Consider the following 14,704-nt stretch of genomic DNA (forward strand, 5'->3'; position numbering starts at 1 on the left):
TTATTTCTGAGTATTTGCATCCGTTGTTTCAGCACCACTGTTTAATTTTTTCTGTACTTGATCTGTAATATCTACGCCACCATATAAAACAGTACGTTTATCCATTACAATGGATAAACCTTTCGCATCAGCAACTGCTTTAGATGCTTCACCTACTTGGTCCTGAATTTTCTTCTGGATTTCCATCATCTTATCTTGTACTTTGCCTTGGTACTGAGCCGCTAATTCAGCTTTTTGATTGTCATCCATATTAGCGGTTTGATTATTAAATTCATCGCTAAGCTGTTTCTTGTATTCATCTAACTCTTTGTTAGCTGCCACAACCGCTGGGGAAGTAGCACTCAATACTTTAGTCGTATCAATCACACCAATATTACTGTTAGTATCTGCTGCCATGCTTGGAGTTGCCATCTGTGTATACGCGATAGCCCCAATACCTAGCAAGAAAATAACAGCAACAAACAAAGATACAAATTTCTTATTTTTTTGGTTATTAATTAACCGCATCATAGGCAATATACCTTCTTTCTTTCTAACATCTAATTACATTATAACCTATATTCTTAAATATAACCGATTAAACGTAACCATTTATTATCTTCTGTCACCACATATTCTAAGGTCAAGTAATTATTCAAATCATAGCCTAAACCAAATTCATTGCGGTGAATTTCAAAATCCCTTTGCGCTCTCACATGCCAACGTTCGCCGATAGTCTGACTAAGCCATACACGGCTATATTTATCAGATAGATTGTACTGATAAGCAATCGTTGTATCTGGCGTAATATGATACGCATAGGATGGATAAAACGACCACTTATACGTATCAGGGAAGAAATTGGTTTCTAAATACCAATCGCCCCGCCCCTGTTTTACCCCGGTAAAAAGCTTAAAACCTACATTATGCTCCGCTTCCGATCCCATGTCCAAATACGCTTCACCGCGCACAATATAGCGTGACGAATCCACCTGTATCTTAAGCAATAAATCAGTGCCTAATTGCAATTGTGGTGTCATAGATATACCAAAGCGTTCACTAGCCCGACTAGTATTTAAGCCTTGTTGAATATCCTTTAAAATATCACTTTCATGGCGAGCAATAAAAGCTACGGGAACACCTTCAAAACTCACTAAATAGGAGTCATAATAACTCTTGGTAGCAAAAAACAAACTAGACGGCAATGTATTAGAAGAAATCTCCGTGCTACTATGCCGCACCATAGCGCCTTGTGGAATTAAATACACCCGCACTTTTGTATCAGTGCCAGGTGTAATTTCTACTTGTGGAATAAATTCTGGTAAGGCCCCTTCTAATTCATTACGAACCAATTGACTGGTAACAGCACTAGCCCAATCTAAGGAATCTAACGGTGCCCCTAGCAAAATTTGTTCAATCCGTGGCTTTACAAATGCCACATCTTGAGCTACTAATTGCTGAGCTAAAGGTGTTAAATTACCATATTCAACTGACACCTCTACGGTTTGAATTGTCTGTCCATAAGGTCGTAAACGAACCTCTAATTGACTCGTTATACCTGGCGTAATCTCCAAAGACTCTACCGTATACCCATACAGAATGCGATCAATAATATCACTTGTCACTTTATGGTATGTAGCTTCACCAGCTCGTACAGTCTCTGTGTCAACACCAATATATAATTTATCAGCTGCCGTCTGCACCGCAGCGGTCATGCGTTTTGCCAATACGGCGGGCAGTGGTTGCCTGGCTCCTTCTAAACTCACTGTCACAGCCTCAATCGGCTCTGCATAAGCAACAGATGTAGCAGTAGCGGCCATATATATGGCCGCTCCCACCCGTAAGCCCCAACGCTTCATAATTAGAATTGTCCACCAAAGCTGAAGTGGAATTTTTTATCGTCTTTACTTACACCATAATCAAGACGAATTGGTCCGATAGGTGTAGTAATACGAACACCAGCACCTACTGAAATGTTGAAGGATTTATCATCATCATACCAAGTTACGTGTGGTGCATCCCAAGCATCACCCATATCAGTAAAGAGTACGCCCGTTACTTTCTTAAAGAGTGGTACACGGTATTCTAAAGTAGCATTGTACATTTTCTTACCGCGGAACTGATCATCTTCAAAACCACGAAGTGTATCAGCACCACCTAATGTATAAAGTGCGCTATAAGGTACATCCCCTTGAGCCCAACCAATACGGCCACGGAATGCAATTACTTGATCTTTACCAATCTGTTTGTAACTACGATATTCGCCAGTGAATTTATAGTAATCGAAGTCACCGCCTAAACCATGACCCGCCCATTGAACGGTACCAGATAAACGTTGACCACGTTTTGGATCATAGATGTTATCGCGGGAATCATATACTTTCTGCCAAGTAATACTATTAGTACGACCGAAGTTGTTCTTAATATACTTTTCACCTGCAAAGTCATGTTCTTCATTGTTCCAAGAATAACCAGAAAATCTTGCTCGTTCCTCTGGCGTTCCTGTCCCAGGACCAGCGGCATAGTTATAGCCACTGTTTTCATCTTCGTCAAATTTCCAGCCATCTTTACGAGTTTCAAGAGTCAAGTAATCTCGTGTATATTCGCCAGTCTGACGACCTAAGGAAATACTAATCCCCTTTTGCGTTTTTACATATTCAGAAATATCTTCCCCGTCAGAGTTGTAGTCTGTATAAGTATCTTCACGGTCAAAAATAGTTAAGCCAAGAGATGTCCCTTTATCATCAATCCAAGGACGCAAGTAGGATACAGAATAGTTTCTATAACCAGCTGTACCACCGAATTCCCAGTGAACTTTAATTTTATCACCAGTACCACGTAAGTTGTCTTCCCCAACTTCAACGATACCTACGAAGCCATCGGAATCAGAATAACCAGCACCTAAAGTAATCGTCCCAGTTTTATGTTCTAAAACGTCAATTTCAAGAACTACTTTATCTGGTGTAGAACCTTCTAACAAACGAACGTTAACATCGTCAAAATAACCTAAGTTATATACTTTTTCAACAGAACGACGAACTAAGAATTTATTGAAAGGTTGACCTTTCTTTTGGTTAAATTCACGAAGAATTACATAATCTTTAGTCTTTTTATTACCATGAGGTATGATATCTTCAACAATACCTTCTGTAATGGAAATATGAAGAACACCATTTTCATCTACAGCTAAATCATTAACACGCGCTAAAATATAGCCGTCACGATTATACGCCGCATTAATCCCTTGAATACGTTCGCCCACTTGCACTGTATTAAGCACTGTATTAGGCTGTACATTCAAGTAATTAACTAGCATTTCATTGCTGTATACAGTATTACCTTCAAATTGTACAGTTTTTACAATCGGATTCACGGTAACTTTATAAGCGACTTTAACACCTTCTGGCACAACAGTAATAACAGGGTTGATTTCAGATAAATAACCACTTGCACCAAGTGCCGCAATATCAGCTTTAATAGCCTCAACAGTTAAAGTATCACCAATATGATTTTTTAATAAAGCTACATATTCATCTTGTACTTCTGCTGGCAACCCATCTACAGAGAAACCAGTCATAACTTTACCAACATATGGTTGTAAGTCTTCATCAGTTACACTCGAAAAATAACGAGCATCTGGTGTAGTAATTTCAGTTTGTACACCGGCAGCTTGCTGTTCTTCTAATTTGGCCCCTTCCCCTTTAGCGACCGTTAATACACCTTTATCTTGTGTGGCCAAAGAGGAGTTGTCTAGTTCCTGACGCTTTGCTTCTTTTGCATCGGACTCCTGTGCCTCTTCAATACCACCACGAGCCGCGCTAATGGCATCTTGTGCTGCTGCATCGCTAGCTGCTACTGTACTAGCTACTGTTGTTGTATTCTGTGTGTTTGTGGCAGTTGTTTCATCTGCTGCCCAAACCGTAGTGCCACTTAATGCTGCGACTACAGCTACAGCCAACATGTTCTTATAGGCTCTCTTATTCATCATTTACTACATCCTCCTAAAAAATAATGCCTTCTTATTTTAAACATATTGTTATTACATATAAATGAATATATCCCTATTGTTCTTGTCCTCTCAGACTTCGTCCCCCTTCACGTACAGCCTCTTGAATCTGAGTTGTACTAATTACTGGTGTTGTAACTGTTTCGTTTGTTTGTGTTGTATTCGTGGCCGTTGATGTTGAATCTTCATAAGTATTGCCAACAGTTCCTGAAGTTGCATTAGCTTCCTGATTCTGACTATCTGTAGTTGCATTAGTTTCAACAATAATCTTTGAGTCAGTACTGGCCTCACCTTTAGACGTCTCAGTTGTCCTACTAGGAGCATTCATAGCTTCTGAATTAGTAGTTTTACCAACAGTGGTCTCCGGTGCTGATAAGGTAGTTGTACCCGTAGTACCATTAGATTTTTGCTCTGACTCTTGCAACAACTCTACTGAATTCGTAGCAGGCGTCTTTGGCACTGCTGACTGCTGCCATACATAATAGGTACCACTTAATACTATTATAATACCAATTACAACTGGCCAATACCCAATTCGTTGCCACAAGGTCGGCGTATGTTTTTCGTCTAAATGTTGCAATTCCGCCTTAGCTAGCATTAATTGTAGCTGTCCTTTAGTAGTCGAATCATCAGCATACGCTTGTTCAGCTTTATCAAGCCAAGTCTTAACTGAGCGAATGCGCTTCTCCATGTTGTCACTTGTCTTATTCATAACGGCCTCCTTTCATACTTACATACTCGTAAGAAAGGATGATTTTGTGAACTACTTATATCACATTAATCTGTTTTATTATAGCACAGATACGATATTTTATTAAGAATTCCTTGCAACTTCACGACTAGTTTATAATAATTTTTTAAAAAGTTTAACTTTTCAGCCTTTTTTAATCTAAAAATAAAATAAACTGCCCTGAAAGTTTTAACTTAACCGAGCAGTTCATCTTAATTTCTATATTTATTTTTACATTTATTTTCATTCAAAAACAAACTCTTTAGCTATTACAAAATAAGGTTAATCATTCCATATCTTGCGAGTGCGACTTAACATACCACGCAAACGTTTTATGCCTTGACGATGTAAACGATGAATATAGCTATTACTAGTAGATAATTCACCGGCTACCGAAGCAATGGAACGATCAGCTAAATACACCTGTTCCATTACATGGCGCTCATTGCCAGGTAAACGCTCTAAAGCCTCCACTACCACCTGTTGAAAGGCTTTTGATTCCACAGCCATTTCTATGGAAGGCCCTTCATCAGGTAATTGTTCCCACCAATATTCGTCATCTTCATTAGCAACACTTAATACAGTGCCACCCTTGCCCTCTTTTCGTAAGTAATCAAGGATACGCCCCCGTACACGGTGAACCGCATACAATGAGAAAGCAACACCTTTCGTATAATCAAAACGTTCCACCGCTTCAATTAAGCCTACCGTACCTTCTTGCACACAGTCCATCACATCATCCACTACTTGACGATGTGCCATAGCTTCGCGGAATACCAAGGGCTGGTAATGTTCAATGAGGGCCGTTCGTGCCGTTTCATCATCCCCATTGCGATACGCTTGCCATAAAGCTCGTTCTTCTTCTGGGGCTAATAATTTAATTTTTTCTAATTCAGCTAAATATGACGATAGCATAACGACCCTCCTTTCTTAATTAAAACTCATAACGCCATTGACCACCAATATACGAGTGATCATTGCTGTTCATCCAACCATTAATACTAAAGTTATTATTAATATCGTATTGAACACCATAGGACGTCAAATCATTATTAATCCCTTTACTTATAGTTACCATTAAATTAGGCAATAAATACTTACCAATTTCAATATTATAGTAACCATTTGTATCATCATTTACCGGTTCATTCGGATCTAACGAACCAGTTGTGATATTAATATGATCAAGGCCAAAAGTATCTTTTAAAGCACCTTCTACATAGCCCATTAAAGCTGAACGCACCCCAGCCGCTAATAACGCATTGGCATCATCAGAGGATACGCTACTATCATTGCCAGAGCTATAACCAAAAGTAAGTAAAGATACGATTTGACGATGCTCTAAATGAGGATCTGAGGTTAATTTTAAATCCATTTGCTCTACAGAGCCATTCACTTCCATATATACACGATATGAACGAACTCGCGATTCTGCCTTTACATGTAACCATGGTAAGAATGAGCCTTGCATAAAGTCAGCTTTACCTTCCGTAATCTTAAAGGTATTGTTCAAATACTTCAAAGTACCTTCTTTTACATGGAAGGAGCCTTCTACATGAGGGAACTCTGTAGTGCCACCAATATGAGCACCACCACCAAGAACAAAGTCATAAAGACCACTACTATATAAACGAACTTTTTTGCCCACATTAATCGTAAAATCTAAACCGATTGGGTCGCCCCCTTCAGTAGTTGTAAAGGATAAAGGAACCGTAATTCTATCTTTTTCTAAATCAAGATGTCCGACTACCGTTGGCAAGCCGTCTTTGAGCATAATCCCCACTTCACCATTTAATGGCCCTGAAAAATATTCATGTTCTACTTCTAAATTATTCAACTGCACAACACCAGCATAATTGGTTAAGCTAGTCCCTTGCCAACTTACTTCACCAGATAAACCTGCATTCCCTTTACCCATAGTAGCGCCGCCAATTAATTCAGCTTTCTGATTTTTGAAAATTAACTGCGCAGACACGTCCGCTAAATCTTTTTTCACTCCATCAAAATGAATTAACCCATTTTCCACACTAATGGTACCGTTAACCAATGGTTGATCATAATTACCAGTAATATGGAGGGCCCCTTTTAGTGGCCCTTCGCCTTTTGTAATAGTCGGGAACATAAGTGGCAATACAGCTAAATCAGCTTCATTCACATCTAAGGTCACATCCATAGCCGATGTATCCCCTGGCGGTAAATAACCTGATGTATAGAACGCAGCTAATGGCACAGTACCACGAAGTTTCGCTTTATACTCACCTCGTTGACCTACTAATTGTTGTAAGTGAATGACTTTATCTTCCATAGTCGCCATAGCATATACACGATCAAGGCCTACCCCATTATAACTAGCACCTGTTATTTCCGAAGATAATTCCACATGAGGATTTAAGGTCTTACCAGTTATATTAGCAATAAAATGGATATTGCCAGACGCAGGAATCGGTTCTTTCATCAACGGCATAAGCGCTTCAATAGCCACATTATTAGCCGCAATTTGAATATCACTATCTCCATCTAAATCGGCCGTCCCTACGGCAGCTAACATACCGCTACCAATAGGCAACTGACCTTTTCTAATTGTTACTTTTTTATCTTGTAGAGTTACTTCTAAATTAGCCGTGCCCCAAGGATTGCCACCTACTACAATATCATCAATAGTCCCTGTAAGTGTTATATCTGGATTCTTTAGCGTACCACCTACATCAACACGACCATTAATGAAACCACTTGTATCTGGTGCATTAATATTAGCAACCCGCAAGAAATTAGCTAGCTCACCATTTGTCATAGTCGCATAGCCAAATAGACGATGATTATCATCTAAGGACATCCCTCCATCAATGAGGAATTTGCCTTGTTCTCCTTCTTCAAAGGAAACTTTATCTAAATGAACTACCGTAGGATCTGCATAAATGCCACCAGCAACATTGCGTAAGGTCATACCATTAATACCGATTTCACTAGAACCTAAGGTACCTTGTACCACAGGCTTATCAAGCGTACCAGTAACAGTTCCTTCTACCGTAATATAGCCTTCCACATCTGCATAATCTTTAAGCCAAGGTCGTAAATAAATTGTATCGCCTAAAAAGTTAAAATTAAGCTGCCCATCTTTATAGCGACCATGGCCTCGAATAGTCGCCCCATACGCTTGTGCTATTAAATCACGAATACCAAATGAGTTATCACCATAACGGAACGCAAATCGGACATCACTAAATAGCTTTCCTTGCACTGACCCATCCCAAGCATGGACAAAGCCACGAGCTTGTGGATTAGCCAATGTCCCCTTAATTTCAGTACGCACATTAAGCCAACCCGTAACTGGCAATTCTGGTACAATGCTTTGCGCTACATTTTCAATACGCACAGAGTATGCACTAGCCTCTAAATCTAAAGCCTGAGAAGCCCCTAAATCAGCTGTCCCAACTAGATTATAATAGCCATGACCATCTTGCACAAAACCATTCGTAATAGTAACTAACTTATTTTGCATGGACAAATCAGCATATGCATTATCAAAACGAACACCTGCTACACGACCGCCTTCAGAGGCAAATTTAGCCGTTACCGTAGGGTTATTAAAAGCACCTTCTATCGTACCCGTAAGCGTGCCGGTCCCTTCCATAGGCTGTTGTGCATAATCACTAAACATACTTAAAGGAACATCTTTAGCATTAAAATTAAGTACTATATTCTCTGTAGTCGCTGTGCCATAAGCGGTAAAGCTACCTTCGCCAATGGTACCATTTAAGTAATTAATGCGATATTGTCCATCAGCACCATCAATCTGACCAGATAATGTATCAGTTACAATAGACTCATAGCCAATGCCATTCCCTTCAAACGTAGCAGCCACCGTTGGTGCCGCAGACTCTATATTTCCCTTCACATAGGCTTTACCACGAACAGCACCATGTAATGGCTCACCAATAGCTTGACCCACAAGCCCTAATGGAATATCTGTCCCTTCCAGCGACACTTCATAGTCTTGCGATTTTAGATTAAATTGCCCACGTCCACTTGCCTCGCCACCATTTAAGGCTAATTGTATGTCAGATATATCTAATACATCTTTGCTATAAGCTAACGTAGCAATACCTTTTTGTAAATTATAGCCTGCATAGGCAATATTATTAGCTTCCAAATTAGCATTTACAATAGGATCTGTGAAGGTACCATATACATGGGACACTGCACTCACAGAACCTGTAATGCCTTTGTCTAATAAAGTTTCAACTTGAATTTCTTGTCCCCGTAAGGTCAAATTAAGCGTTGGCGAATCCGAATCAGCCACGTCTACATTACCATGAGCAAAAAATTGTTGCCCATTAATAGCTACCCGACCATCCGTAACAGTAATCATCGTGCCATTAAAATTAACATGGCCTGCCCCTTGGCGGAGTTCATATGGCATTGGCCCTAAATCAGGATTGCTATAATCAACGGCCATATTCTTAATGTCAACGCCGCCTTCATAAGTTAAAGCACCCGCTTCACGTTTTATTGTCAATGCTACATTTTCAACAGTCCCCGCCAAAACTTGCGCACTCACATCAGCTGGAATTAAATCATTCAAGTAATCTAATGTTAAGGATGGCGCTTTAACAAATAAAGAAAAATCTGCTGACTCATCATTACTATACGACGCCTTTACCGTAACAGGCTGCGCATCTACATTAGCAGACAAAGCTCCATCAATAATCGGATAGTCCCCTAATTTAACAGCCCCATTGATGGCCGCGACCTCCGTCTTACGACCATTGAGCCAAGCTAGTTTAGCAAGCCCATTATTTAGAATAATATTGCCCCGAAATTCCATAGGCTTATCGCTGTCACTTTGTTTTACCAAGGACGTAATATTCCAAGTATTGTTAGTCGTTTCTACGGCATATACAGTGGGATCCGTTAATGTAACTGAATGAATCAGTCGCAGCGCTGACGATTGTGTAAATGGTAATTTAGCGGCTTCTAATATGTCTAATGATACTTCTGTATTAGGCACATCGGCAACTAACGCACCATGCTGATCCTTGATCTGCAAATCATCAATATGAACTGTCCCATCCCAGCCAATTTTAAAGCTTTTATACGAAGCAGTACCATTAATTGCTGTATTTAATTGTTCTTGTACGATAGGTCCTACTATTTGCTCGCCGACTGGCCGCATTAATTGTGCGCCACCAAATACTACAGCAAGCGCAACAGCTGCTGCCAGCCATCTTCGCTGTCCCTTTTTCATTTAAAACTCCTCGCACATAGCTAATACAATCTAAATATAGTAAACGTCAATAACGCTTTATTGGTTATGGTTATATCACTATTATTATACAGCAATCCCCACACTAAAATACACTTTATTTGCTAGCGTCAGCTACTAAAGCAGATAACATTTGACTTGCCTTAGCTTCATTAACTAACATTTCCGCACCACCAATTGGTGTTTCTAAAGGAACGCCCATAGCTGTTTCTAAAGAAGCTACCGCAATATTGTAATTAAATAAAGCATCTACATAATTATTACGAGCTGTTTCTAACTCTGTTTCTGCATCTAGTACATCAAGGTTAGTACCTACGCCAGCACGATAACGCAAGGATGCAATACGGAAGTTTTCTTGCCCTTGTTCTACCGCCACTTTAGTGCTTTGAATGGTCTGTTCTGCAGACTTCATATTTAAGTAGGCCTTACGAACTGCAAGATTAATGCTATCCATAGTTTGATAATTAGCTTCTTTTGCTTTTTCTAAATTTGCTTCTTGCACTTTAATGGTTTCTTTAGTAGCGCCACCGTCCCATAGACTCCAGGATACAGCTGCCCCAATTGTCCAGTTGTCATTATCGGTACCACCCCAGTCACTGCCAGACCAAGCCTGCTTTGCAGTAGCACTTAAGGTTGGTAAATAACCTGATTTAGCCGACTTAATAGCTTCTTCTGCTGCTTTTACAGCCATCGTACTCTGAACAAGTTCTGCACGATGAAGCATTGCATAAGCCTGAGCTTCATCAAGACCTACATTATAAGGTTTATACCCAAGGGTACTATCCGCTGTTTCAACACTAGTATTTACAGGTAAACCGATGGAATTATTAAGTGTTGCTTCTGCTAAATCAGCAGCATTTTTAGCTTCTACTAAAGAAGTCTGCGCATTAGCCAAGGAAGTCTGCGATGCTAATACATCGGACTTCGCAACAATCCCTACATTATATTGTTGATTAACATTCGTTAAATGCCCATCATAATCTTTTACAGCTTGCTGTGCAATATCTACCTTATTGCGAGCCTGAATGAGCGTAAAATAGTTAGTAGCCGCCGTTAATTTAGCCGTTTGGCGCTCAGCTTCTAAGGCTGCATTATAACCTTCACGAGAATATCGTGCTGATTCAATAGCTGCTTCTGTCTTGCCACCAGTATAAATAGGTACAGCTAAGGTAAATGTATTACTAGCAGATTCACCTACTACGGTAGCACCAGTTACTTGACTGGTACTACTACCACGACCACCACTATAGCCATAACTAATTGTAGGGTTTTTAGCTGCTGCCGTTGCACTTACTTGTGCTTTAGCTGCTTCATAAGCCCAACCAGCTTGACGTACATCACGATTATTATTTAAAGCTAATGCTACTGTATGAGGCAATGTTAACGATACTTTATCGCCAATAACTTCATCGGTAGCTATTTTATTCGCTACTGTTTGTTGTGTTGTAACTAAGGCCGCTTGCTGATATTTTTTAAGTTTACTATCTGTTACTGTACTATCACCTGTTGTAGTATCTGCTGCCCATACGCTAGTAGCTGTTAACGCTAACATAACAGCCAAAGAGAGTGCTTTTTTATTTACCATCCTTATTACCTCCAAGTATTAAAAGACATGTCGAATGCCATAGAAATTACCACCGTTTTCAGCACTAAAAGGTCGAATAAATTGCGCCACCGCATAGGTGTCTTCAAATAAACGAATCTCACTGCGAATACGGTAACGTGTATCGTTTAAATCCATAACAGCTGCTGAGATAACAAAGGGGCCATTTAAACCATAATCTAAACCGATGCCCACATCACCATCAAAGAGTCCGCCACGGAATAATAAATCATCAGCTACAAACTTACCATAAGTAAGTTCTAAATGACTATCGTCACCAATATTAGTCGCCCCTAAAGTAAACATACTCTTGCCAAACTGCAAACGAAAATCTGCATTTGGATTATATTTATTTAAAGTAGTGTTATATAACAGCTCCATATTGGCGCTAGCCTTAAAAGGGTACTTTTTTCCAGAATCATCACGGCTATCTACATCTCCACCAGTTAGACGATTTAACTTCGTTGTCAATTGAGCTGTATTATGCAACGTTTCTTTAATATCCTTACTACTTTGTGGATCTGTTACGACCCCTTCCATAGAGGCAGCCATATTATTTAAACTAGTGGTAGTCGTTTTTAAATTACTTAAAATTGCTCGCATATCACTAGCCGCTTGACCATCACCATTTAATTCCGTTAACGAGGTATCTAATTGTTGCGTTACATCAGTCATATTACGAGTAATATTCGCCATATTAGCAGTAATTTCATTTAAATTACCTTCATTAGCTGCTACCATCTGATTCATTCGAGCTGTAAGTTCAGCTGTATTATTAGCGATGGATTCTGTAGTCCGCAAAGCATTACGCAAAGACGTCTGAGTTTGCACATCACCAATAATATTATTAATGGAACCTACCGTTTTATTGATTTCTTCCATCAATACCGTAGCTTGTTTCATGGTCTTATCAATGTCACTTTGACCATCACCACGAATCTTATCACCGTCTTTTAAATACGATTTTGAATGACCTGGTGTAATCTGGATGAACTTATCACCTAAAATTCCATCATTAGCTAAAATAAATTCAGAATCTACCGGAATCTCCGTATCCTCTTTAATTTCCATCGTCAAAGTAACCCCTTTGGCGGTTACTTCCATATCCGTTACACGCCCTACAGCGACACCAGAATACTTAATCTGATTGCCTGTCTTTAAGCCTGTTACAGACTGAAATTCCCCAATAATCTGCATTTGCGGCGGTTGAAATAATTCTAATCGACCTAGGAATATGACACAAGCCGCAAATAAGCAAAGGCCAATTACGGTAAACAAGCCTACCTTAGCCTCCGTGCTCCACTTCATTTATTCGATCCCCCTATCTGCGGTTTCAAGCATATCACCGCCATGTATAAACTGTTGTACCAACGGATTCTTAGATTTTTTAAACTCCGCTGGACTCGAAACTTCAATAAATTTACCATTATCCAATAAAGCGATGCGATCCGCCACATAAAAAGCCGATTGCATATCATGCGTAACTACAATAGAGGTACAGTGAAAATGTTTTTGCATACCTCGAATCAATTGGCTAATGGTCCCTGACGTAATAGGGTCAAGCCCTGACGTAGGTTCATCATATAAGATAATACTTGGGTTTAAGGCAATGGCCCTAGCCAAGCTAATTCGCTTTTTCATACCACCAGATAATTCGCTGGGCATATAATCGCCTGTATCTGGCAAACCAACTAAATCTAACTTTTCTTGCACAATATCTTTAATATCAGCATTTTTCATTTCTGTATGTTGCCGCAAACCAAAGGCTACATTTTCTGAGACAGTCATAGAGTCAAATAAGGCAGAATATTGAAATACCATGCCCATTTTTTCACGTACCTTATTGAACTCATCTTCAGCTAAACCAACTACATTCGTTCCATCTACAAGAATTCGGCCACTATTTGGTTGTTGTAAACCAATAACGAGACGTAAAATTGTACTTTTACCGGCCCCACTACCACCCAGAACAACCAAGGTTTCACCATCTTCTATTTTTAAATTCACATGATCAAGAATGACTCGGTCTTCATAGGCCACTACCACATCTTGCAGTTCAATCATGAATCTATCCTCAACTTCTATTTAATTTAATATAACAACAACGATAAAAAGTAATTGAGTACAAATACCAAAATAATACTTGTCACTACCGAACTAGTTGTCGAATTACCAACCGCAGCGGCTCCCATCTTAGTATACATACCTTTGTAGGACCCCACTAAGGCTATAACGGCCCCAAATACACTGGCCTTAATTAAACCATAGGTTAAATCACTAGTTACGGCAAATAATTGAATGGAATCTGTATAGGTCATACCCGCCATGCCTTTGAACACAGTAGCCACTACATAACCGCCACCAATGCCAATAAGCACGCCATAAAAGGCCAAAATAGGCACCATAATCATACAAGCAATTACACGGGGTACCACTAAATAACCAATAGGATTAACAGCCATCACTTTAAGCGCATCAATCTGTTCGGTTACTTTCATAGTCCCTAATTCAGCAGTAATAGCAGCCCCTACACGCCCGGCTAGCACGACGCCTACTAAAACAGGCCCCAGTTCACGCCCCATAGCAATGGCCATAATGCCACCAACAGTACCTTGAGCGCCATAGCGAATCAAAATATCTGTAATTTGCAAGGTCATAACAGCCCCAGCAAATAATAATGTCAAACTAATAATAGGTAGCGAATCGACACCCAAATGAGCCATTTGATATATAACATGCCGCCAGTTAGCCTGTCGTAATTGTTTTATTGTTTGTCCAATTAAAATAACTGCTTCGCCACAACGCGTTAACCACAGCAGTACTTCTCGGCCAATCGCTTCTATCCAATGCAAGGATATTCCTCCTCTTACAACTAAGCCTATTCAGCTTTCAATTTCCATGTTAGCAAAAATTTTACTGAACATGATTACTACCCCTCATTTTAGCACAAAACTAGACGCATTGTCATCAGTACCAACGAGGAAACTGCCTATTTTTTTCGATTATTTTTAAAAATTTTCACTTCTTTTACAATTTGGGTCATGTATCATTCATACTCCCCTTATTCTTGTTTAAGAATATGCCAAAATAAAGAAAAAGCTATATGACCAATCAAGTCAGATT

At 39.6% G+C, this 14,704-nt stretch carries 10 protein-coding genes; all 10 read right to left on the bottom strand.

Features of this window, described 5'->3' with window-relative positions:
• Positions 1-510 (bottom strand): OmpH/Skp family outer membrane protein, encoded by a 510-nt coding sequence (locus tag NFR44_RS08065; RefSeq protein WP_251443471.1) that lies wholly within the window; start codon positions 508-510, stop codon positions 1-3.
• A gap of 53 nt (positions 511-563) precedes the next feature.
• Entirely contained in the window at positions 564-1,838 is a 1,275-nt protein-coding gene (locus NFR44_RS08070; protein WP_251443474.1) for a hypothetical protein, read from the bottom strand.
• A gap of 2 nt (positions 1,839-1,840) precedes the next feature.
• The gene (locus NFR44_RS08075; RefSeq protein ID WP_251443477.1) at positions 1,841-3,967 is read right to left on the bottom strand and encodes a BamA/OMP85 family outer membrane protein; all 2,127 of its coding nucleotides are present in this window, start codon (positions 3,965-3,967) and stop codon (positions 1,841-1,843) included.
• Positions 3,968-4,040: 73 nt separating this feature from the next.
• Positions 4,041-4,697, bottom strand: a complete 657-nt coding sequence (locus NFR44_RS08080) for a hypothetical protein (RefSeq protein ID WP_251443480.1) — start codon at positions 4,695-4,697, stop codon at positions 4,041-4,043.
• A gap of 300 nt (positions 4,698-4,997) precedes the next feature.
• On the bottom strand, positions 4,998-5,630 hold the full coding sequence (locus NFR44_RS08085) for a sigma-70 family RNA polymerase sigma factor (RefSeq protein WP_251443483.1): 633 nt from the start codon (positions 5,628-5,630) through the stop codon (positions 4,998-5,000).
• Between the two features lie 19 nt (positions 5,631-5,649).
• The gene (locus NFR44_RS08090; protein WP_251443486.1) at positions 5,650-9,960 is read right to left on the bottom strand and encodes a translocation/assembly module TamB domain-containing protein; all 4,311 of its coding nucleotides are present in this window, start codon (positions 9,958-9,960) and stop codon (positions 5,650-5,652) included.
• Positions 9,961-10,075: 115 nt separating this feature from the next.
• Positions 10,076-11,563, bottom strand: coding sequence for a TolC family protein (locus NFR44_RS08095; RefSeq protein WP_251443489.1), 1,488 nt, complete (start codon positions 11,561-11,563; stop codon positions 10,076-10,078).
• 18 nt (positions 11,564-11,581) lie between these two features.
• Positions 11,582-12,889 (bottom strand): MlaD family protein, encoded by a 1,308-nt coding sequence (locus NFR44_RS08100; RefSeq protein ID WP_251443492.1) that lies wholly within the window; start codon positions 12,887-12,889, stop codon positions 11,582-11,584.
• Entirely contained in the window at positions 12,890-13,645 is a 756-nt protein-coding gene (locus NFR44_RS08105) for an ABC transporter ATP-binding protein (protein WP_251443495.1), read from the bottom strand.
• 26 nt (positions 13,646-13,671) lie between these two features.
• On the bottom strand, positions 13,672-14,433 hold the full coding sequence (locus tag NFR44_RS08110; RefSeq protein ID WP_251443498.1) for an MlaE family ABC transporter permease: 762 nt from the start codon (positions 14,431-14,433) through the stop codon (positions 13,672-13,674).
• Positions 14,434-14,704: the final 271 nt, after the last annotated feature.

Source organism: Veillonella intestinalis (assembly GCF_943193155.1).
Lineage (GTDB): Bacteria > Bacillota > Negativicutes > Veillonellales > Veillonellaceae > Veillonella_A > Veillonella_A intestinalis.